Origin of the sequence: Amazonocrinis nigriterrae CENA67, from assembly GCF_016056305.1 — a bacterium.
Lineage (GTDB): Bacteria > Cyanobacteriota > Cyanobacteriia > Cyanobacteriales > Nostocaceae > Amazonocrinis > Amazonocrinis nigriterrae.
On the sequence record NZ_JAECZC010000001.1, the window covers coordinates 246354 to 269214 of the forward strand.

18 protein-coding genes and 1 tRNA gene are annotated in these 22861 nt (G+C 41.7%); 8 read left to right on the top strand and 11 right to left on the bottom strand.

Annotation, left to right across the window (positions count from 1 at the left end):
* Positions 1 to 81: 81 nt before the first annotated feature.
* The 3 genes from I8748_RS01035 to I8748_RS36195 form a co-directional block, all read right to left on the bottom strand.
* A complete protein-coding gene (locus I8748_RS01035; protein ID WP_198122836.1) occupies positions 82 to 1281 on the bottom strand; it encodes a hypothetical protein in 1200 nt (399 codons plus the stop codon).
* A 150-nt stretch (positions 1282 to 1431) separates the two neighbouring features.
* Complete coding sequence (locus tag I8748_RS01040; RefSeq protein ID WP_225896272.1) at positions 1432 to 2241, bottom strand: DsbA family protein; 810 nt, start codon at positions 2239 to 2241, stop codon at positions 1432 to 1434.
* Positions 2242 to 2621: 380 nt separating this feature from the next.
* Positions 2622 to 2840, bottom strand: a complete 219-nt coding sequence (locus tag I8748_RS36195; RefSeq protein WP_225896277.1) for a chitin binding peritrophin-A domain-containing protein — start codon at positions 2838 to 2840, stop codon at positions 2622 to 2624.
* Between I8748_RS36195 and I8748_RS35580 the strand changes: the two genes are divergently transcribed.
* Both I8748_RS35580 and I8748_RS01050 read left to right on the top strand, forming a co-directional pair.
* Positions 2779 to 2910 carry a hypothetical protein gene (locus I8748_RS35580; protein ID WP_263975711.1) on the top strand — a complete coding sequence of 44 codons (132 nt, stop codon included), beginning with the start codon at positions 2779 to 2781 and terminating at the stop codon, positions 2908 to 2910. The two genes, I8748_RS36195 and I8748_RS35580, sit on opposite strands and share 62 nt — an antisense overlap.
* 560 nt (positions 2911 to 3470) lie before the next feature.
* Positions 3471 to 4016 carry an EF-hand domain-containing protein gene (locus I8748_RS01050; RefSeq protein WP_198122838.1) on the top strand — a complete coding sequence of 182 codons (546 nt, stop codon included), beginning with the start codon at positions 3471 to 3473 and terminating at the stop codon, positions 4014 to 4016.
* Between the two features lie 292 nt (positions 4017 to 4308).
* Here I8748_RS01050 and fba read toward each other — a convergent pair whose 3' ends face one another.
* Both fba and I8748_RS01060 read right to left on the bottom strand, forming a co-directional pair.
* Positions 4309 to 5391, bottom strand: coding sequence for a class II fructose-bisphosphate aldolase (gene fba / locus I8748_RS01055; RefSeq protein ID WP_198122839.1), 1083 nt, complete (start codon positions 5389 to 5391; stop codon positions 4309 to 4311).
* Positions 5392 to 5671: 280 nt separating this feature from the next.
* Positions 5672 to 6358 (bottom strand): Uma2 family endonuclease, encoded by a 687-nt coding sequence (locus tag I8748_RS01060; protein ID WP_198122840.1) that lies wholly within the window; start codon positions 6356 to 6358, stop codon positions 5672 to 5674.
* A gap of 24 nt (positions 6359 to 6382) precedes the next feature.
* On the opposite strand from I8748_RS01060, the gene I8748_RS01065 reads away from it, so the two are divergent.
* The gene (locus I8748_RS01065; protein WP_225896273.1) at positions 6383 to 6673 is read left to right on the top strand and encodes a type II toxin-antitoxin system HicA family toxin; all 291 of its coding nucleotides are present in this window, start codon (positions 6383 to 6385) and stop codon (positions 6671 to 6673) included.
* On the top strand, positions 6673 to 6906 hold the full coding sequence (locus I8748_RS01070; RefSeq protein ID WP_198122841.1) for a type II toxin-antitoxin system HicB family antitoxin: 234 nt from the start codon (positions 6673 to 6675) through the stop codon (positions 6904 to 6906). The genes I8748_RS01065 and I8748_RS01070 overlap by 1 nt, the downstream gene beginning before the upstream one ends.
* A gap of 88 nt (positions 6907 to 6994) precedes the next feature.
* Here the strand turns inward: I8748_RS01070 and I8748_RS01075 are convergent.
* The 3 genes from I8748_RS01075 to pdhA all read right to left on the bottom strand — a co-directional run bounded on the left by I8748_RS01075 (position 6995) and on the right by pdhA (position 9132).
* A tRNA-Lys gene (locus tag I8748_RS01075) sits at positions 6995 to 7066 on the bottom strand.
* Between the two features lie 61 nt (positions 7067 to 7127).
* A complete protein-coding gene (locus I8748_RS01080) occupies positions 7128 to 7997 on the bottom strand; it encodes an aldose epimerase family protein (protein WP_198122842.1) in 870 nt (289 codons plus the stop codon).
* Positions 7998 to 8097: 100 nt separating this feature from the next.
* Positions 8098 to 9132, bottom strand: coding sequence for a pyruvate dehydrogenase (acetyl-transferring) E1 component subunit alpha (pdhA, locus tag I8748_RS01085; RefSeq protein ID WP_198122843.1), 1035 nt, complete (start codon positions 9130 to 9132; stop codon positions 8098 to 8100).
* Positions 9133 to 9930: 798 nt separating this feature from the next.
* Here pdhA and I8748_RS01090 point away from each other — a divergent pair.
* The 3 genes from I8748_RS01090 to I8748_RS01100 all read left to right on the top strand — a co-directional run bounded on the left by I8748_RS01090 (position 9931) and on the right by I8748_RS01100 (position 15709).
* A complete protein-coding gene (locus tag I8748_RS01090) occupies positions 9931 to 12240 on the top strand; it encodes an IMS domain-containing protein (protein ID WP_198122844.1) in 2310 nt (769 codons plus the stop codon).
* 1088 nt (positions 12241 to 13328) lie between these two features.
* Entirely contained in the window at positions 13329 to 14573 is a 1245-nt protein-coding gene (locus I8748_RS01095) for a DUF4912 domain-containing protein (RefSeq protein ID WP_198122845.1), read from the top strand.
* A 215-nt stretch (positions 14574 to 14788) separates the two neighbouring features.
* The gene (locus I8748_RS01100; protein ID WP_198122846.1) at positions 14789 to 15709 is read left to right on the top strand and encodes a phosphodiester glycosidase family protein; all 921 of its coding nucleotides are present in this window, start codon (positions 14789 to 14791) and stop codon (positions 15707 to 15709) included.
* 407 nt (positions 15710 to 16116) lie between these two features.
* Here the strand turns inward: I8748_RS01100 and I8748_RS01105 are convergent, their stop codons facing one another.
* Both I8748_RS01105 and cysS read right to left on the bottom strand, forming a co-directional pair.
* A complete protein-coding gene (locus tag I8748_RS01105) occupies positions 16117 to 17556 on the bottom strand; it encodes a TldD/PmbA family protein (protein WP_198122847.1) in 1440 nt (479 codons plus the stop codon).
* 522 nt (positions 17557 to 18078) lie between these two features.
* On the bottom strand, positions 18079 to 19524 hold the full coding sequence (cysS, locus tag I8748_RS01110) for a cysteine--tRNA ligase (protein WP_198122848.1): 1446 nt from the start codon (positions 19522 to 19524) through the stop codon (positions 18079 to 18081).
* Between the two features lie 191 nt (positions 19525 to 19715).
* Between cysS and I8748_RS01115 the strand changes: the two genes are divergently transcribed.
* Complete coding sequence (locus tag I8748_RS01115) at positions 19716 to 20858, top strand: CobW family GTP-binding protein (protein WP_198122849.1); 1143 nt, start codon at positions 19716 to 19718, stop codon at positions 20856 to 20858.
* A gap of 242 nt (positions 20859 to 21100) precedes the next feature.
* Here the strand turns inward: I8748_RS01115 and I8748_RS01120 are convergent, their stop codons facing one another.
* The gene (locus I8748_RS01120) at positions 21101 to 22828 is read right to left on the bottom strand and encodes a succinate dehydrogenase/fumarate reductase flavoprotein subunit (protein WP_198122930.1); all 1728 of its coding nucleotides are present in this window, start codon (positions 22826 to 22828) and stop codon (positions 21101 to 21103) included.
* Between the last annotated feature and the right edge of the window lie 33 nt (positions 22829 to 22861).

The window sequence follows — 22861 nt, forward strand, 5'->3', positions numbered from 1 at the left end:
CACCGCCCTTCGGGTTCAGCAGTTCGCGATCGACGCAAAGCGCCAAGACTGCGACTGCTTCACTAAGAACAGCACCTATCTTCATTGCAATTGCAACTGTCCAAAAACTTTCTGGTTTTTCTGGCTAGAAATACGAACAGAATAGCCTTTTTTCAGGGCTATGTGCGGTGTCCACTCATAAACCCCATCACTAGCGGTGCTTTTAGAGATATTTTGGACAAGTTTCTCACCATCGTACAACTTAATTGTGACTTCGCCATCAAGATTATCTCGCCACAATATTAAATAAGGTTGATTTTTTTCCAGCAGTACTTTACCAACAGGCTGACTGACAAGAATTTGTGAGGCAATTGGCTTTTTGCTTTTTCTGCGGAATCCCAGATAATGAGGTAAGTGACGGAAGGTAGGATTTGCTTCTAGATTAGCAAGTTGAGGAACGATAATGTTTCCTCTTTGGGAATTAAATAGATAAGTTGAACGACCGCCGTCAACAGTAATGATATCGCCTTTCACTCCCAATTTGCGTAATAAATCGGCAGCTTCATCTAGTGTTGCAGAGTTTACAGTCATAATCAGCAACAGTTCATTGCCTTTCACACCATCTTTATCTAATGTACCGATAACTTGGTATTTATTCGCTGGATTTTGGGCTAATACCTTTGCTGGATGGTCACTGTATTTATAAGTGACTATGGCATTTTTCACATTCTTTTGATTTAGAGGCGCACCAGTAACAGGATTGTAATCGGTAATGTATGCTTGCTTGTCATCCCAAACCAAAGCTTTGAGACGGACTATACGGTAATTCTGATTTTTTGGTTGTCTGACAGGCCCATAGGGACTATTTCCACCAGTGATGACTATATCATTTAATTTAATGGGAAAAGATAACTGTGTACTGGATTGATATTGCTCAAAAAAAGAACAGTTAATAATGGAGAAAACATCATTAATATAAAGTTTTTGGTATTCTTCAGCCACTCCTGAAAATAACTTATTCTGAAAAAATGGGCTGTAATATTTACCTTCACCTTTGTAATATTTACCTTGACCTAAACCCATATTATCGACCTCTCCAATGAGTTGGTCTATGTGCATTTTACGCAGATCGATAATTTGTAAATAAGCTTCGTTACCATCATTTAATTGTTTTCTATATAAAGCTGCACCATCTATGACATGAAGCGGCTGATAGGTAGATAAAGGGTTGGAAGCTTGAGCAATCAACAGGCTACTGACAAGCGGTACTAAGAAAGAAAAGAAGATGATTACAGCATTCATCAATATATTTTTAAATAAATCTTAGGTAATACCAATTTTATATTATAGCAGTTATAAATTGATGAACAATATTCCCGACTTCTCAAAGAAGTCGGGAATATTAAGCTTTAATAATTTAAACAAGTCTAATGGAAATAATTTGCTAGCTGATTATGCTTGCTCACTGAGCGCGTGAGCCAGTACACTTTCTAGTTTTGATAATGGAACAGCACCAGATAAAGTCTCACCATTGATGAAGAAGAATGGAGTACCTCGAATTCCTAATTTTTCAGCCAATTCTTTATCTTTTTCAATAGCAGTATTTACTTCTTCTGAATTACGTTGTTGGTTGAACTGTTCTAAATCTAGTTTGAGTTTTTTAGATAGCGCAATGTACAAAGTTTCGCCTAATTGGTCTTGCTTGCTAAATAAAGCATCTTGATAAGGCCAAAACTTTCCTTGGGCTTGAGCCGCCCAAGCTGCTTTAGCAGCAGCGATCGCTTCCGGATGAATCGAATTCAAAGGATAATGTTTATACACTAATGTGACTTCATTTTTATGTTTGGCTATGAATTGCTTCAATGTTTTATGAGCCTTAGCACAATAAGGACATTGAAAATCTGAAAACTCTATTAAAACAATCTTTTTCTCTGTCGCACCAGTCACAGGAGATTCACCAATCACACTGCTAGGATTTTCTTGAAGCAGCTGCTTAATATACTGTTTAGCTTGTTGTTGCTGTTGTTGTTGTTGTTGCTGTTCGGCTTGTAAAGCTTCTCTAATTACTTCTGGATGATTACGGATAATTTGCAAAACTTCAGCTTCTAACTGAGAATTAATAGAATTACCTGCTTGATTAATATTGGTGTTAGCTTGTGCAGGCATTGACCAAATGAGTAATGTAAAACAAAGCAGTAAAAGCCCTGCTAAAAAGACTGAACGTCTCAAATATCGATACATATCAAAGTGTATATTCCTCATATTTATCAGTCCTGAAACCCACTATTGGCGGTATGACAAAATTTTTGCGTGGTGAAAAGAAGAACTAATTAAATCAACGATAAAAATTCAATGTATATAGATAATTCTCAGTTTTAAAATAGGTTACAGAACAATTTATAGCAACAGATATGTTATTTGTTTCGCATGTTTTTGTGTTTGAATTTTTGATGAATTAATATAATTTTTATGAGTCAATTTCAACTTGGAGCATCCCAATTTTGCAAATTTATTAACATAAAACTAGTCATTGCGAAGGTTATGAAGCGGAATGTAGGCTCTTTGAGCTAACGCTTTATTTCATGAGGCTCGCAATGACAAAATATGTTTTTACACATTTGGAATGCTCCCATTTCAACTTATCACTCCTTTGGTGTACAACCTGATTTTTCAGGCACATCACAAACTTCTAAAACAGCATTGAAGTATAAACCAGGGGCACATGGCATAAGTATAGGGACTCCTCGGTCACATCTATAGTAAACGTCACATCTTGTCTCATGAGGAAGAAGTTTAACAATGTCAAAATCCTCAGTAGGGCAAGATACTGGTGGTAGTTCTTCTGCCTGGGCTGTGTTCAGCAAGAGTCCTAAGACAGCTACAATTACCAGAAAAGCAGAAATCACAGGTGACAAAAATTTCTTCATCTGAATTTAACTCCTTGTTGCTTTAAGTATTGCTACAAATTACCCGTTAACTTATTCGTGCTTGCAAGCTTGAATTGTTCTTATCTAGCATCAAGAATACATATGTTAGCTTGATAAAGCAAGTAGTATAACGTAAATTTACTTAAAAAAGAAAGCAAAAAAGTTGCTATTACTCCAGCCTAGTTATTGAGTTACAGTCCTATAATCATTGCAACCCACAGGGCAGTTACTCCACTGAGGAAGCCACTGTGCGATCGCACTCTGCAAACACCTTTGTGGCGTGAAATTCTGATGTAACCGTTACTACCTTTTCTTAATCCCTCTTTAATCACTATGAGGAGATCACAATAGCATCCTTAACCTGAAGTTTAGATGAAATCATCAATTGAGCGATCGCTATCCAATAAAGTGAATCCTCCATGCTTCAAAAAAGCTGAAAGCAGGAAGTAATCAACTCAAATGTTGTATTGTCTTTAATTTTTATCAAAATTTTCAAATTGTACCAAGCTTATGGTATTCGCTGAAATTACAAACAAAAATTAATTTTTGTGAGGTGTTTAAATTATGGGATCTGAACTATTAAATAAAAAAATGGCAGTTCTTTTCCAAGGCTTAGATGTCGATAAAAACGGATTTGTAGATCGAGAAGACTTTGATCAAATTACTGCTAATTTTGCGCGGATACGTGGTTGGGAACCTGGTTCATCTGATTATGAAAATCTGCACAATCAGCTGATATCAATGTGGGAAGATTACTGGATTAATGCCGATATTGATAAAGATAACAAAGTTTCTTTAGATGAATGGATTGAAAGTTACAGCCAGCAATACGCTGTAGATCAGGGCTCTTCAGCAGCAGCTTGGCAAAAACCAATGGCGACTTTGTTTGAAGTAATAGACATCGATGGTGATGAGAAAATTGCTGTAGAAGAATACAAACAGTTGCTCACGGCATTTGGTTTTAACGCCAGTGGATACGAAGAAATTTTTCAAAAACTCGATACCAACGGTGACGGTTATATCTTCAAACAAGAGTATTTACAGCTGATAAAAGAATTCTGTGGGGAGAATCCAGAAGCTACTGGGAACTTGTTTTATGGTTATTACTGATATAGCAAACTGCTGAGTGCTAAGCTCGACTTTATCCATTTTTCCCTTCGGGTTATCACAAGGGTAGCTCGACTTTATCCAAGACACAAAGCCAAAAGTCGGAGCGGCGGCTGACGCCGATCTGAACTTTTCAAGACAAAGACTTTTCACCCAGTTTCCAGTCCCCAGCTATATATAGCCGTACAAAAAGCCGGATAACTTTAAAGTTACCCGGTTTATGTATATCAATATTAAAACCCTCTGTCATTGAGGAGCATAGCAACGCTTTGCCCCTACTTAATTTTTGACAGAATTAAACTTTAGCAGCTGCTTTAGTAACAACAGCATTCAATTCGCCACTGGCATACTTAGCAGCAAAATCATCAATAGAAATTTGCTTAATCTTGCTAGCATTGCCAGCGGTGCCAAATTGCTGATAGCGCTCAACACAAACCTTCTGCATATACTTAATAGAAGGCTTGAGGAAGTGACGGGGGTCAAATTCCTTGGGAGCTTTTGCTAAAGCTTCACGCACAGCAGCAGTGATTGCTAGGCGGTTGTCGGTGTCAATGTTGACCTTACGTACACCGCTCTTGATACCTTTTTGGATTTCTTCTACAGGTACACCGTAGGTTTCAGGAATTGCACCACCATATTCGTTAATGAGGGCAATTAAATCTTCTGGTACAGAAGAGGAACCATGCATTACCAAGTGGGTGTTTGGCAGACGGCGGTGAATTTCTTCAATACGGCTGATTGCCAAAATTTCGCCAGTTGGCTTGCGAGTAAACTTGTAAGCACCGTGGCTTGTGCCAATAGCAACAGCCAAAGCATCTACTTGGGTTTGCTCTACAAAGTCAACCGCTTGGTCGGGGTCAGTCAGCAGTTGAGAGTGGTCGAGTGTACCCTCAAAACCATGACCATCTTCAGCTTCACCAGCACCAGTTTCTAAAGAACCCAAACAACCGAGTTCACCTTCGACGCTGACACCCAAAGAATGAGCTACTTTCACTACTTCACGGGTAACATTGACGTTGTACTCGTAGCTAGCAGGGGTCTTAGCATCAGCTTCCAGTGAACCATCCATCATGACGCTGGTAAAGCCATTTTTAATTGCTGAGTAGCAAGTAGAAGGTGCATTACCATGATCTTGGTGCATGGCAATGGGAATCTGAGGATAGGTTTCTGCTGCTGCCAAAATCAGGTGGCGGAGGAAGTTTTCTCCTGCGTAAGCACGAGCGCCACGAGAAGCTTGCAAAATTACGGGGCTATCTGTATCTACAGCAGCCTTCAGAATCGCCTGAATCTGTTCCAAATTGTTAACGTTGAAAGCTGGGATGCCGTAACCGTTTTCAGCCGCGTGATCCAGCAGCAGCCGCAATGGTACAAGCGCCATAGATAGTCCTCCTAATATGGTTGTCAGCTAGTCAGTGTCAGAGAAGCGTAATAGTTACGCTAAATCTTAAGAGTTTTTTCAACTTATAGGAAATTATAACTAGAGTTGTGTGCTTATGTTGAAAAAGTTTACGACAATATTAATATAAATATGCTTTAGAGTTACTTTATACTACTGTACAATGAGCTACCCTATGTTTAGTCACTCTGGTAGCTATGGATGCAAAATAATTAAAGCGATCGCTCCCCACGCTCCAAAATTTGCTCAATAAGCGATCGCCTCACACAAAAGGCGCTAATCTTTGAACAAATGCTGCATGTTCAGGAGACTGTATACCTGCTTGTAAAACAGTCAATACGCGCTGCATATTCCCTGCTAATAAATCTGGCACAGCTAACCACAAACCTGGAAAAACCTGACTTTGCAGAATTCCTTCATCAGGTGCTAATTCTAGATACTCACCCTGTTCTAGATAGAACCAGGTCAATTTCTGATCGAGGACTTGCCAAACAATATATTCTTTAACTTCATTGCGGCGATAGGCTTGTTTTTTGGCATGGAGGTCAATGGCGACGCTGCTAGCGGCAATTTCTACAATTAACTCTGGTGCGCCTTCAATATAATCATCGTTACTCAACCTTGCTTGTCCACCTGCTTCTGGCGCAATGATTAAAATTGCATCTGGTTGAGGTTCATTATCCAGGTCTAACCTGACAGTCGGTTCAACACCCAACGCCACACCAGGAGTTGAAGCTTCGTAAGTACCGAGCCATCCCACAATCCTACCATGCGGCTGACCATGACTTCTAAAACGCAGAGCAGCAGGTATGTAGACAATTCCTTCAATCAATTCGGCTTTTTTCAAGTTAGGCATGGCGTTGTAGCGTCGCTCAAATTCATAGCGGTTGAGTTTGTCGCCATTTTCCAGAAGGGGAATTGTCCAATTTTGTGGAGGTGTTTTCACCATAACGATGGTACTTGGGGTTAGCCTATGCTTTTAAAAAGCCAGCAAGAAGAACTTTATAACCTGATTATCATAAATATTATGACTAAAAGAGAAAAGCTATGGCAAAAAGCTAAGAGCAGCCCAGACAATCTGACTTTTGATGAATTTGAAACTCTTCTAAGCCAGAATGGATGGCAATTTAGCCGTCAAAAAGGAAGTCATCGCTTATGGTATTCACCCAAGGGTCAACCTTTACCGATTCAGCCTCGCAAAGATGGAAAAGCAAAACTCTATCAAATTCAGCAGTTTTTTGAATATCAAGAGGTAGAAGACTAATGCCTTTAAGTAAAGATGATTTTAATGGTTTTACGATTAATTTGTATGTTGATGAACAAGGAGACTGGCTGGCACATTTTCAAGAAATGCCTAATATATCAGCTTTTGGTGATACACCTCAACAAGCTTTAGAGGAATTGAAATTAGCTTGGGAATTGGTTAAAGAAGATTATCAAGAAAAGGGGAAAGATATTCCTGTTGCACCAGCGCGGAATAAATTATTTTCCTTATAGAGCGATCACCTTCTTAAGCTTCCCATTTACAACAATACTCGCCTCTACTCCACCTTCAAAGCATCAGCTAGCATCTTTGATTATTTTATGGGTCGCCCGGGATTCGAACCCGGAACTAATCGGTTAAAAGCCGAGTACTCTACCGTTGAGTTAGCGACCCTTTCGTTTTCCTTGGCAACTTTGCCATTATAGCACAAACACTTGTAGTTTTGTAAAGGGGTTTAGAAAAAATTTCCCGTTAACCTTACAGATGTCGTGTAGCTAGCCCCTGATTCTAACACAGTTAGATGTTCGTCGGTGTTTAAAGAGTTGCGGGGAGCGCTCCAAGGTTCCAAACAGTAGAAATCTTTGCCTTTGAGTGTCCAAAACACCAAAATGGGGTAGTCGTCGCCGTAGTCTAGAGTCAGCTTGAAATTACGGCTGTTGTCTATTACAGCAGCAGATTTACTGCTTAGCTGCTTAAAAGCAACGTCAATTTCATCCAGATTAAAATCAAAATTACCGTTAAAAGGATAAATTTCCTTTGTTCTCTGGTCTTGATATTCCTGGGAAGGAATTTCAAACTCTAGCTGAGTTTTATCAGTTGTCACAAAGTAGGGATGAAAACCGTTAGAAAATGGCAAAGCTGTAGACGAGAGATTTTTATACTGCTGCCGAATTTCTAGGCTATTACCTTGGAGTTCGTAAGTGAAAGTTAATTGAAAATCAAAAGGATAAACTGCCCTTGTTTGCTCGTTGCTATTGAGGACGAGGGTAAGGCTAACTTTATCCTGGGTCACTTGGTCAGTTACTTCCCAAGGTAAATCACGGGCAAAGCCATGTTGTTTAAGAGTGTATTGTTTACCCTTGTAAGTGTAGGTATTGTCTGGTAGATTCCCGCAGATCGGAAACAAAATCGGAATCCCACCTCTAACACTCAAATCGGGATTAGCAAAACGTTCAGTATCCAGATAGAGAATTTCTTGCCCTTGGATGCGCCAGCGAGTAATAATACCGCCGCGTTCTGGCACTACTTCCAGTTGAGAAGCCGCAGTTTCATCAGAAAGGATGTAGGTTTTGTATTGTTGCTCTTTGACTGCAATGGTAAACACAAATTTTAGTCCTAAGTTGAGGGAGAGTTAGGAGTTGTCAGTTGTTAGTTGTCAGTTGTCAGTATTAACTCCTAACTCGTAACTCCTAACTCCTAACTTTTTACTCGTCTTCCGCAAACACAAAGCGATACAATTCGCTGGGGTTTGGTTCAGGGCTACTTTCGGCGAATTTCACCGCATCGTCGATTACATCCTGAATTTTACGCTCAATCGCCTTGAGTTCATCTTCATCTGCCAGATTTTGCTCTACCAGATAAGCACCCAGCTTTTTAATTGGGTCACGAGAAAACCAAAATTCTTTCTCATCTTTGCTTCTGAGTTCATCTGGGTCTGCCAGAGAATGTCCCCGGAAACGATAGGTCAGCGCTTCAATTAATGTCGGCCCTTCTCCTTTGCGGGCGCGGGCGACTGCTTCTTGAGCCACGGTATGCACTGCTAGCACATCCATTCCATCTACTTCTACGCCCACCATGTTAAACACACTGGCTTTTTTGTAAATCTCTGGCTGAGAAGTTGCCCGTTCGTGAGCCATGCCGATCGCCCACTTATTATTTTCTACCACAAAAATAATTGGCAGTTTCCATAAAGCTGCCATATTCAAGGTTTCAAAAAACTGACCGTTATTAGCAGCACCATCCCCAAAAAAGCAAGCTGTTACTTGGTCGGCTGTTTCATCTTTTAACACTTCTCGGCGGTATTTACTTTGAAAAGCTGCACCAGCCGCTACCGGAATACCTTCAGCGACAAAAGCATAACCACCTAACAACCTATGTTTGGCAGAAAACATGTGCATGGAACCACCACGTCCTTTGCTACAGCCTGTGGCTTTACCAAATAACTCTGCCATCACTTCTTTTGCTGGTACTCCCGCACTCAAAGCATGAACGTGGTCGCGGTAGGTACTAGCTACGAAATCTTCTCCTGGACGCATTGCCTGAATGACACCAGTTGAAACAGCTTCTTGACCGTTGTAAAGATGGACAAAACCAAACATTTTGCCTCTGTAGTACATCTCAGCGCATTTATCTTCAAATAAGCGCCCTAGTGTCATGTCCTCGTACAACCGTAACCCTTCTTCTTTAGTAATCTGGGTGGTGGTAGCATTAAATGTAGGCAACGTCCGTTCTTGAACCATATATTTTTTTACTATTCCTGTAGTAAAACTGCAATTTACTATCTCAAAAAATGGGATGCTCTCACACATTATCTGCTTTTGCCAAGCTTTGAATGTGCTGGAGCCACCAACCTCAGCAAACTTAGATTTATGCGAGTTATGCACCAAAAAGGATTATGGAGAATAGGCAGGATGAAAAGTGCGAATTTCTGATTTTTCAGACTACCTCAATGAGGCTCTCACCCCAACAGCAACAGTTACTCTGTTGAGTTTTTCCATTTCCCGCTTTAGTTTATAAGCTATCAAACAGAATATCTCGGTTTCTGCATATCCATGAACAGTTTAGAAGAAATAGACAGAAAAACCCTTATTCTCTGGGTGGATAGTTGTAATTAAAGTGCAAGTCATGATAGCATCTTGTTCTTTAAGTTATCAAATCTACCCTTGTGGTGTTTCTCTGACCGTGTAAGCAGGCAGTTATTGAAAATACCATAACTTATACATTGGGTGCTAGTACAACTTCTGTACCACTAACAAAGGTCATTATGGTTTCAAAGATAGTGCTGAAGGCTTATACCAGTTATTAGCGGCGAAAATACTAAGAATTAAGACAATGTGTCAGCGCTTTCTAGGCGATGACAAAAAGTTAGTACTAAAATATGATTCTAATTTCGGGAAGAGATAAAACTAATTGTTGCAACGTACACTTTATAGTGTAGGTAACTCACGGTATTATAACCGTTTTATTATGGCACGGTTTTACATGCCTGGAATGCTCTAGGTTAATTTATGTTGATCACGGTGCAGGGGAAGTAGGCTGTGCGAATTCCGCTAGATTACTACCGAATTTTAGGACTACCATTAGCGGCAAGTGATGAACAGTTGCGGCAGGCATACAGCGATCGCATTGTACAATTGCCGCGACGAGAGTATTCAGTAGCAGCTATTTCTTCTCGCAAACAATTAATAGAAGAAGCTTACGTGGTTTTATCAGATCCAAAAGAACGTAGCAGTTACGACCAAATTTATCTTGCTCATGCCTATGATCCTGATGGCAATGCTACCACCAGGGTAGCATTGGCAGACCGTACTGAAAGCAGCAATAGCGATCCTGACACTCAAAGTCTCAGTATCGACATTGCCCCAGAAGAATTAGTTGGTGCTTTATTAGTTCTCCAAGAATTAGGAGAATACGAACTAGTACTAAAACTAGGTTATGGGTACTTATCAAACCAAAACGGTACAGGAGTCGCCAGAACAGACAATAATCTGGCAACTGAAGAATTCACTGAAAGTGCTGAGCATCCAGATATTGTACTAACTGTTGCTCTAGCTTGCTTAGAACTAGGCCGTGAGCAATGGCAACAGGGTCACTATGAAAATGCTGCCGTTTCCTTGGAAACTGGTCAAGAAATGCTAGCTCGTGAAGGCTTGTTCCCTAGTGTACAAGCTGAAATGCAGGCTGATCTTTACAAGCTACGACCCTATCGGATTTTAGAATTATTGGCACTGCCTCTAGAAAAGACAGCCGAACGCCGCCAAGGCTTAGAATTATTGCATGGTATTTTAAGCGATCGCGGTGGCATTGATGGTAGTGGCAATGATGAATCAGGTTTAAATATTGATGATTTTCTGCGCTTTATTCAGCAATTACGTAACCACCTCACAGTCGCAGAACAACACAAACTCTTTGAAGCAGAAAGCAGGCGTCCCTCTGCTGTTGCCATCTATTTGGCTGTTTACGCCCTGATAGCACGCGGATTTACCCAACGTCAACCAGCTTTAATTCGTCAGGCTAAGCAAATGCTTATACATCTGGGCAAGCGCCAAGATGTACATTTAGAACAATCGTTATGCGCGTTATTACTAGGACAAACTGAAGAAGCTACTCGTGTTTTAGAACTCAGTCAAGAGTACGAAGTCTTAGTTTATATCCGGGAAAAATCTCAAGACTCTCCCGACTTGCTCCCAGGGCTGTGTTTATACGCAGAACAATGGTTACAAACTGAAGTATTTCCCCACTTTCGAGATTTGTCTAGGCAGCAAGCTTTACTGAAAGATTACTTTGCTAACCAACAGGTACAAGCTTATTTAGAAGGCTTACCCACAGACGCTGAAACCACTAATGAGTGGGCTGTCATTAATCGTCAATCTTTTTCCCAACCCCAGACAAATAGTTACCGTCACCGCAGTTATTCCACTGGCACTACTCAACAATTCCATCAAAATCCAACTTCTGACCCAGAGTTACCAGATACACCAAACTATAAAAGACCTGAGTATTCAAACTTTTCCACAAGCAGACCAAATACATCACCAACTCCCTCATCTGCGGGGAGTGCTAAACCAAAAACAACTATGGGGCCGCTTTCTACTGCTGAACGCACTGCTAGAGCTACTAATCAAAACCTGAATGGCTCAGCCAAATCTTCTCCACCCCGTCCAACCCAAAAGCGAAGAAGGCGAAAGCCAACTCAAAGCGCTAGTCGGGAAAATCGCCAGCGTTATCAAGAGCAAAGGCGAACCATTGCCAACAGCTTACAAGGAAAAACCCGATTAATTTGGATGGGATTTGCTTCTTTGTTGGGTATACTAGTTTTGTGGTTATTAATATCCACAACTTTTGGATGGCTGAAAAATCTGTTGTCGCCTGCACCAGCTTTGCAAGGTGAACAATTAGCTCTAAAACTGAACCAACCACCAATACCTATTCCTGACAGCAGTAGCGAATTGCAATCACCAGAAGGGCCTCTGACAGCGACGACGGCAGAAGAAGTGATTGAGACTTGGCTTTCTACCAAAGCTGCCGCTTTAGGCCCCAACCATGAAATTGATGAATTAAAGAATATTTTAACTGGTTCAGCTTTATCTCAGTGGCGATTAGTAGCTCAGCAAGATAGGGCAGACAACCGTTATCGCAAGTACAACCACAGCGTCAAGGTGGAATCTCTCAATAATTCTCAGACAAACTCAGACCACGTAATCGTAGAAGCCACGGTGAAGGAAGCAACACAATTCTATGAAAACGGTCAAAGAAAAAAGTCTTCTGATGAAAGTTTGCGCGTTCGATATGATTTGATTCGACAGGAAGGTGTGTGGCGCATTCAGAATATGTTAGTTGTCTACTAAGCTAAGCAAGAGTTTTGAGGCTAAGTTGTCAGTTGTCAGTTGTGAGGCAGTGGGACGGCTTTGGCGACAGTCGCCCCACTACCGCGAAGCGGTAGCAACGTACTGCTACGCAGAAGCAAGCTACGCGTAGCGTCTCCCCTTGGGAGAAGGATCGTCAAAACGAGCGTCACCCGTAAAGGTCAGTTGTTGATTGTAACCACAAGTTACTCTGCAATGACCGCTGACTATCACTTTCTAGCTATTGGCTTAAATCTTCTACTCAATGCAGTGTTCTACTATGCGCTGTTTTGGGAAATACAGGTTTTGTGGGCTTGGCGATCGCTCCTTATCTAATCCACACTCATTTCTCTCAACTGGATTTTACTTTATCATTCTCTCCACTCTGTTATTACTTGTTGCCCTTCCTTTATGGATTCCGGTATTTGGCTCATCCCAAATTAAATTGTCATAAAAGCATGACAAATACTCTTGATCCCAGAGTAGCTCCAACCATATATGTTATGAAATCATGACAATTTGATCCCGAAAGGGCTGATAAATTCGTGGAACAGGTCAAAAAGTGCCGTCAAACCCCTTGATCCCAACACAGGGTTACTGGTTAATATTTATTTAACAACAAGAACTCCTCCGATCCCAAAGAAATGCTGATTTTGGCATTAATAAGGAATTGAAAGGGAGTGAACCTCAATTTAAAATCACACTAAAAAACTTCAAATCAGTGAACAGTGAAAAGTCAAAAATTATCAGGCAAATAGTTGGAATGCTTCACCAGCAACTAACTTCAGACTGATAACTAAATAACTAATAACTGTTAACTGGTAAACGTTAAAAACTGGGCAAAACCAGGAGTCAGGAATAAGAAATTCATCTGGGGTGGATGACATTATGCATAAGCTATTCGCATTTAAAGTACATATTCAATCGTTAAGCTTGTCATCAGTCAATAGTCAGTGGTGAATAGCAAATTACTATTGACTAATGACAACTGACACATTTATCAAAAAAGTGTAATTTAGACGCGTATTAGCTCAGCATTCTTTAAAACCCGGGGATATCATTTACCTTTCAAACTACTGGAGGCCAAATTCATGGCAAAAGAACGCCCACCGCTAGAAGAGATGACACTGAGGCAACTACGAAAAGTTGCCAGCGAATGTAGCATCTCTCGCTATAGCCGAATGCGTAAATCTCAACTGCTGGCAGCGATTCAAGAAGTCCAGCGCAACAAAGTTTCGCTTAGCCCATCTCGTTCACTGGAGGCACAGGAAACCGTGGAAGCAGCAAAATTTGAACTAGGACAAGAAGATCGTACCGGTGGCTCTCTGGCTGATGTTGATGAAGGACTCGCAGATTTGCCACAAGGTTACGGTGAAAGCCGGATTGTACTTTTACCCCGCGATCCTCAGTGGGCTTACACTTACTGGGATGTTCCCAATGAACATAAAGAGGAACTGCGCCGACAAGGGGGACAACAACTGGCACTGAGGATCTATGATGTTACCGACATCAATCTCGATCACCAAAGCCCACACAGCATTCAGGAATATCCTGCTGATGAGCTAGCAAGGGAATGGTATATACCAGTTCCAGTAAGCGATCGCGATTATGTCATTGACATCGGCTACCGTGCTGTTGATGGACGTTGGTTAGTATTAGCTCGTTCTGCTCGCGTACACATTCCTCCTGTTTATCCATCCGATTGGATTGAGGATGTCTTCGTCACCGTTAACTTTGAAGAAGACTTGCGTAGTAAGACTGTATACGAACTCGTACCTCCTGCCAAGAAATTTGCAGCTACGGCCAATGGCAACGGTAATCCCATCTACGACCAAATCTTTGGCTTGGCTGAATCTGCCGAAGCACAACGGGTTGCTGGTTCTCTATTCGGTTCTCAGCAGCATGTACCAGGTTCTGTACGTCCTGAACAAGCAATTAGTTCTTACATCTTCCCATCTGGTGTAGGTCTGTGGGCAGTTCCCACTGTCTCAGGATTGACTGCATCTGGTGTGGGTATGTCTGGTGTTGGCTTCTCTGCTTCCGCCGTACCAGTGCGTCCTCGCAAGTTCTGGTTAATTGCTGATGCTGAGTTGATTGTTTATGGTGCAACTGAACCCGATGCTACCGTGACAATTGGCGGTCGTCCAATTAAGCTGAATCCAGATGGTACATTCCGCTTCCAGATGTCCTTCCAAGATGGTTTAATTGACTATCCGATTCTGGCTGTTGCTGCCGATGGTGAACAAACACGATCAATTCACATGAAATTTAATCGTGAAACTCCATCCAGAAATACCAATACTAAGGAAGAAGCTGTTTTAGAATGGCTCTCCTAACTTACATCTGTTAACTTACAGATGATTGTGGATGTTAGATAACCCCAGATTGAAATTTTGAATTATTCCCCGCTATAGTCGTTCTGTAGCGGGTTTTTAGTTTTAATTGTCAGTTGTTATTTCTCCCTTATCTGCCTCATCCCCCTCATCCCCCTCATTTCCCCTGCACCCCATGTGTAGCAACATGAAAGCAAAACCTATTACTTTTTAATAATATGTCTATCAAAAAAATAGTTTTTTTATCTGTGATTACTATATGCTTATTGTCAGGTTGTAAAGCAATTGAGGCCAATTCAGCGCCGAAACTCTCTAAAAGTTGTCCGGGTGAAGATCCAAATTTTGGTATTGAGTTTTTCAAGACAAATAATCTGGGTAATAAATCTGAAACTGGTATAAACCATGTAATCATTTTTAATCCCAAATCACCATCATTAGATTTTAAAGTCAATGTGGGCTTATCTCATAAACTTTATGCTAAGGATGCTAGGGGAAATTTCCGTAAAGAATATGTGCCAAAAACTTTTCGTGAAATCATTACTGACGAAAATTCTACATTAAATGGGCAAAGGCCCTTAGCAGCAATTAACGCGGATTATATAGGCACTGATGATAAACCCCAAGGCTTAAATATTTCTCGTGGTGTAGAGTATTCAGGAGCCTTTAAAAACAAGCGTTCTTCTTTCGGTATTTCAGGAGGTCAACCGCGAGAGCGAAAGGCTACTATTCAAACTGGTAGAAGAGAAATGAATCTTCTTAATTACAATTTAGTAGGAGGTAATGGTAGATTCTATCGACAAGCGAATTTCAAAGATATTTGTCAAGCTTTAGGAGAATTTGCTTGTAAACAAGCGACTAATCGCTCTATGGTAGCTATTACTAATAAAGGCTATGTAATTCTTTTAGTGAATGACTTAAAAGCTAATTCCAAGATTGAGGTTTCCCCAGTGAATCAAGAATTGCAGCCAGATATGTTCGATGATGTTCTTAAAGGTATAGCACGCAATAATTGTTTAGGTAATATTCAAGAAGGAATGTTATTTGATGGAGGAATGTCTCCTGGATTATATTACAATCAAAAAATATATGTAGAAAACTTTGGGCCAATTGGTTCTGCATTTTTAATTTATAAAAAATAAAAATTCTATCCTCTTGCAGTGCGGTCTTGGAGTTTCACGCCACTCCCTTTGGCTGTCGGGAGACCCGCCCACGGGGGTGGTTCCCCAAGTGGAGCAACTGCCGATCTCAAGAGCGAAGTGCGAAAAGCGCGAGCGTCACCCGAAGGGATTGTGAAAGAGTTAGTAGCTGAGCTTTTGGACAATCCATCTGTCGGAATCATTTTTCAAATTGGTATTAGATGTTGAAAAACAAGTAGGACTTACACATGGTAAACGAGAAATAAAGGGTTTAGGCTCTTGCTGGGGCATGGGGCAGAAAAAGATCCCCAATGCCCGTTTGCCCGTTTGCTCTATTCCCGACCTCAACAAATAATCTCGCTGCGTAAGTCCTGACAAATATTTCAAATAACTCCTAACTTCCCCCTTTTTCAACTTCCTGCACCAAAAACTTCGACGTTAGCAAATAGGCAAGCAGGTGAACCATGTCCTACGGAAATGGCTTGATTTGGTTCGCCTTTGCCACAAGAGGCAGTACCGTACATTTGCCAGTTAGCAGCATCCCCTACTTGGATTAAGCTATGCCAAAATTCTGGAGTTGTAGCTCGATAGTTAGGATTACGCAGGGTTTTGGTAAATTTACCATTTTCAATCAATTTGGCATATTCACAACCAAACTGAAATTTATAACGGCGATCGTCAATTGACCAAGACCGATTAGACTCCATATAAACGCCGTGTTCTATGCCAGTGATCATTTCTTCAAAGCTGACGTTTCCTGGCTCTAAGTTTAAGTTTGCCATGCGGTCGATCGCCGGACGATTCCATGAGCAAGCACGCGCACAAGCTACTCCCGGTACACCAGCTCTTGCTTGACTCTCCAAACTGCCCAAACCCCGCTGAAGTACACCTTCTTTAATTAAATACTCCCGTGTTGCTACAACACCTGTGTCATCAAAGCTATAGCTGGCAAATTCCCCCGGTACGGTGGGATCAAAAGTAATGTTCATTAACGGCGAACCATATACTAGTTTGCCAAAATCACTTTTGTTAACAAAGCTACCTCCAGCGTAGTTACGCTCATCTCCTAAAATCCGGTCGATTTCTAGGGGATGCCCCACACTTTCATGGATTTGCAGCATCATTTGGTCTGAAGCTAAAACTAAATTGGTGCGTGTGGTTGGGCATTCTTCTGCTGTCAATAGTTCTATTGCTTGTTCACCAATTTGCTGCACCCGCTGCCATAAGTCTTGTATCTGTAAAAGTTCTAACCCGCCTTGGTAAGAGTGTGCTTGCCAACCATTGTTACTGCGTTGCTGGACAATTCCCCCATCTTCGGCAGTAGCACCGAAATTAGTTTCTAAAGATATGATTTTTTGATACACTTCTGAGCCATTACTGCTCACAAACCAACTCTCTCGCTCGTTAGTAGTGGCGCTGGCGCTGGTTTGCACAATTTTGTCGTTAATTTTTAGACCCTGGCAAATGCGAATCAGTAAATCGTTGATTTCCCCAGGACTGAGAGTATCTAATGACTGTAAAAACGAAGATTTATATTCACCCACAACTTTAGGGCGTTCACTTTCACGGAAGGGATATATCCACCACAAGCTAGCAGCCAGTGCTTGTTTATACGCTGTTTCGGCAGCAGCTTGTAAGGATGATAATTCTAAAGAGTTGGTAGCTGCATAACCAAGACACCCATTCACCAAAACTTCCAACATAGCTCCCATAGTGGAGGTTTTGCCGTTTACTTGGGGTAAAGCATCACGAACATAACGGGTAGTGGAATTTTCTTTAACAACTCTAATGCCAATCCAATCAGCGGGAATGTCAAAAGTAGCGATCGCTTTTGTGAGTTCAGACCACATATTTAAATAATGATATCGACGGCAGGAATGAAAATTTATTATGTATATTACATATTTGAGTGTTAAGTTTTGGGCAGTTGTTAGTTGTCAGTTGTTAGTTGTATTTCTTATTACTACTGACTACTGACTACTGACCACTGACTAACTCCTAACTTCTAGGTGAGTATAGTTGGTTTAACTATAAAAATTAATTTAATTTTCTGGCAATCTGGATGCACTAGCTCTTGGTTTACTTGAATCTGATAGCGGTTGATTATTTGAATTTACTAGTATATTGCAAATAGCGCCTCTATCTTCAGCCAATAATCTCAGACGCAAAAAAAGATTTTCTCAAATTACCCCTACACTCGCTATCCATAAATAATTTATACAGTGACTGTTCAATAGTTACGCCTTATATGCAGCAGCGTTTACGCAAAATCATACATTACTTGTAAATTGGGAATTGGGAATGGGTCATGGGGAATTGAGAGATTTTATGATTCTTTCCTAGTACCCAGTTCCCAGTACCCAGTCCCTAGCCTAATTACGATGCCATCGAGTGCCATCGCGACTGTCAATAAGGGTAATTCCTTGTGCTAAGAGTTCATTACGGATGCGATCGCTCTCTGCAAAATTCTTAGCTTGACGTGCTTGTTGTCTTTGCTGAATTTTCGCTTCAATTTCGGCATCGCTTGGGCCAACACTGGTGGTAGTTTCCGCTTCTTTTTTGGCTTCTAAACCCAACACTCCTGCTAAAGTCACCAGTGTATGCCACTGTTTTTTTAACTCATCAGGTGGTGTTTCGGTTTTTCCTTGATGCACGAAGATATTTCCCTCGCGTTGTAGTTTTTTAGCTAATTCAAACAGCACTGTTAACCCACCAGGAAAATTAAAGTCATCATTGACAACTTCACAAAAGCGTTCAACAGTTTCAGTGAGTAGGGAAGAATTCTCTACTCCCCAACCAAGTTTTTCCCCATACTGGTAGCCAAAGAGTAAACCTTCTTTAAGGGTGTGCCAACCGTTGGTAGCAGCAGTGAGGGCTTCATGGGTAAAATCGATGGGTTTACGGTATTGTGCTGTCAGCACAAATAACCGCACTGCCATTGGGTCAACTCCTCGGTCTAGTAAGTCGCGGATGGTGGTAAAGTTGCCCAAAGATTTGGACATTTTTTCACCATCTACCTTTACCATACCGTTGTGTAGCCAGTAACGAGATAAGGGTTTGCCTGTCACCGCCTCAGATTGAGCGATTTCATTTTCATGGTGGGGGAAAACTAAATCTTCGCCGCCAGCGTGGATATCGATGGTTTCGCCAAGGCGATCGCGCACCATCGCGGAACATTCGATATGCCACCCTGGACGACCAGCACCCCAAGGAGATTGCCAAGCGGGTTCTCCTGCTTTTGCTGCTTTCCACAAGGCAAAATCAAAGGGGTCTTTTTTCTTTTGATATTCTGGATCTTCGACGTTAACGCGATCGCTTGCACCCGCTCGCAAATCTTCTAATTTGCGTCCAGAAAGTTTACCATACTCAGAAAACTGCCGCACTGCATAATAAACATCGCCGTCAGCCGGGTAAGCAAAGCCTTTATTTTCCAATTCGTGAATTAACCGCTGAATGCCATCCATTGTGTGGGTAGCACGGGGATATTCATCGGCTTCCTTGATGCCTAAGCGGGTCATATCCTCAAAATATGCTTTGATAAAGCGATCGGCCACAGCTTCCATCGTTGAATGTTCTTGACGTGCGCGATTGAGAATCTTGTCGTCAATATCGGTAAAATTCTGGATGTAGCGCACTTCATAGCCGATAAACTTCAGGTATCGGCGCACTACGTCCCAAACAATGCAAGCTCTAGCATGACCCAAATGACAGTAGTCATAAACCGTCACGCCGCAGTAATACATCTTAACTTTGCCTGGTTCGACTGTTGTGAAAGGTTCCTGACGACGAGTGAGGGTATTGTAGAGGGTTAGGGTCATAACAGAGTAATGCTGAAATAGAGAGATACGCAATAATAGGGTAAAGCAGCTGGGATGACAGTCCAGCATCACTATGCTAGTGTTTTCTGGACTCTCTGCGCTACCTTTGTGAATTTCTTGTACTCTACGGAAACTCGCACAAGTGTCTACAGAATTTTCTCCTAATTTTTTGACTTTTTGACAACAGCGCTATGCAATCAGCCGTTACTTCTGAATCTCAAGCAATGGATGCGCCCAAACAAGGAATGCCAGTAACAATTATTACTGGGTTTCTCGGTAGTGGCAAGACGACTTTACTCAATCATATTCTGAACAACCAACAAGGGTTGAAAACTGCGGTTCTAGTCAATGAATTTGGTGAAATAGGCATCGACAACGAGTTAATTGTTTCCACTGGAGAGAACATGGTGGAACTGAATAACGGTTGTATTTGCTGCACTATTAATAATGATTTAGTAGAGGCCGTTTACAAAGTTTTAGAACGCCAAGAAAATCTAGATTATTTGGTCGTAGAAACAACTGGACTAGCTGACCCCTTGCCTGTTGCTCTGACATTTCTCGGTACAGAATTACGAGATTTAACTCGTCTGGATTCGATTATCACTGTGGTAGATGCAGCAAATTACAGCCTGGATTTATTCAATTCTCAGGCGGCTTATAGTCAAATTTCCTATGGTGATATTATTCTGCTCAACAAGACTGATTTGGTTGAAGAATCCACTTTAAACGAGTTAGAAAGGAAAATTGATGAAGTCAAAGAAGGAGCGAGAATCATACGCACCACGCGATCGCAAGTGCCACTACCTTTAATTCTCAGCGTCGGTCTGTTTGAGTCTGATAAGTATTTTGATGCTACTGATGAGCATGATCACCACGACCATGACCACGATCATGCTCATCACGATCACGACCATCACGACCATGACCACCACGACCACGACCACGATCATTCAGCGTGCGGTCATGACCACCACGATCATGACCACCATCATCACCATCATTCCGACCATTTAGAAAATGATGGTTTTACCTCAATATCTTTTCAGAGTGATAAACCCTTTTCTATTAGGAAGTTTCAATATTTCTTAGATAATCAATTACCTACAAATATCTTCCGGGCAAAGGGGATTATGTGGTTTGATGAAAGTCCGAAGCGTCATATTTTCCACTTGTGTGGTAAGCGCTTTACTTTGGATGATGATGAGTGGAAAGGTCAACCAAAAAACCAGGTAGTGTTGATTGGTCAAAATCTAGATCGTGAGACTTTACTCACTCAATTAGAAAACTGCATTTGTTTACCTTCCACAAGTCGCGGTAAGGGCTTTGGAAAGTAATTAAATCAAAAGTTAGTAGTTAGGAGGCGCGGAGTTAGGAGTTAAAATTCATTATTTATAACTTTTAACTCTTCACTCCCCTCTATTTTCAGCGTTTACAATGGACTTCTTGCATAAATCTTTTTTTATCTCGCGCATGTGATTTAAAAACAGATAGGCTCTGGTCAATAGTTATAAAATTTATACTCCTGTTTTTAATCGAGGTGGACGAGGCGGTTACAGTCCCCTCGATTTATCATTGTTTAATATTTCCTTTCCTGTGGCTCAAACATAGTAATAGTCACTGGGCGATATTGAATATCAATACCTGCAGGTGAATAGTAAGCCATTGTGTGTTGTAGGAAATTAGCATCATCTCGTTGCGAATAATCTTCACGGAAGTGTGCGCCGCGACTTTCTCGGCGATTTAGGGCTGATGCTAAAATCGTCTGACCTACTACCATCAAACTCCGCAATTCTAAAGCTTCTACAATTTCTGTATTCCAACAACTGCCTTTATCATCTAGATAAATTTTTGGATATTGTTGTTGTAATTCTTCTAGCTTTTGTAAACCTTCACGCATTAATGCTTCAGTGCGGAAAACGCCGCAGTATTCAGTCATACAATCTTGGAAGGCTTGACGGACTCGATTAATCCGATACTGTCCTGGCTGTTCTAACAAGGCTTGGATTTGTTGCTGGGCTTCTGTAATGTAACTTTGCTCATCTACAGTGGGTAACTTACGTTTTTGCACATATTGAGCGATCGCAGCCCCAGTCCGCTTACCATAAACTACACACTCTAGTAGCGAATTACTCCCCAAACGATTGGCACCATGTACGGAAACACAAGCTGTTTCACCAGCAGCAAAGAAGCCATCAACAAAATTATCGCCACTACTACGAACTCGTCCGTCAGTATCCACTGGTATCCCGCCCATGCAATAGTGAATGGTAGGGCGTACTGGCATAGGCTGAGTCACAGCGTCAACACCAACTAAGCGGTGTGCTTCTTCCCAACAGAAGGGGACACGACTCATAATTTTTTCTTTGCCCATGTGACGCAGATCCAGGTAGACAAACGGCCCGCCAGCCCTACCATCAGAATGAATACCACGACCAGCGCGAATTTCATAAGCGATCGCTCGTGAGGTAATATCACGAGGAGCTAATTCCATGCGGCTAGGCGCATAATTTTTCATAAAGCGATCGCCGTCGGAGTTGATTAAATAAGCACCTTCTCCCCGCACAGCTTCGGAAATCAGCACTCCTACCGGATACAAGCCAGTGGGGTGAAATTGCACAAATTCCATATCTTCCAAGGGCAAACCAGCGATCGCGGTTATTGCTAGACCATCACCTGTAGATGCGTAATCATTAGAGGTGGTGTTATAAACGCGACCATAACCTCCTGTAGCAAACATTACTGCCTTTGCCCGCAGAACTTCTATATGCCCATCTAAAAGATGGAACATCACCACACCCTTAGCCTGTCCTTCTTCCAAAATCAGACGCATGACGTACCATTCTTGATATACTTGTACGCCGTAACGCCGCAGATTGTTAACTAATTCGTGTAAAATCGCGTGACCAGTTTTATCAGCAGCGTAGCAAGTGCGGTTGTGGGAATGTCCACCAAAAGCCCGTTGGGCAATGCGACCATCCGGCAAACGAGAGAACAAAACACCCATGTGTTCCAGGTCAATCACTACATCTGGGGCTTCTTTGGTGAGAATTGCCACTGCATCTTGGTCTGCTAAGTAATCAGAACCCTTAACAGTATCAAAAGCATGTGCTTCCCAGCTGTCTTGTGAATCCACATTTTTTAGTGATGCAGCCATACCACCTTGTGCAGCCACCGAGTGAGAACGAATCGGATGGGTTTTAGCAACCACAGCAATATTTAATTGGGGGTCAGTTCGGGCAATTTCCACAGCCGCGCGACATCCCGCCAACCCACCCCCAACAATAATCACATCATGTTCCAACATACTTAGACGTTGATCGCAAATAACTGCTGTTCT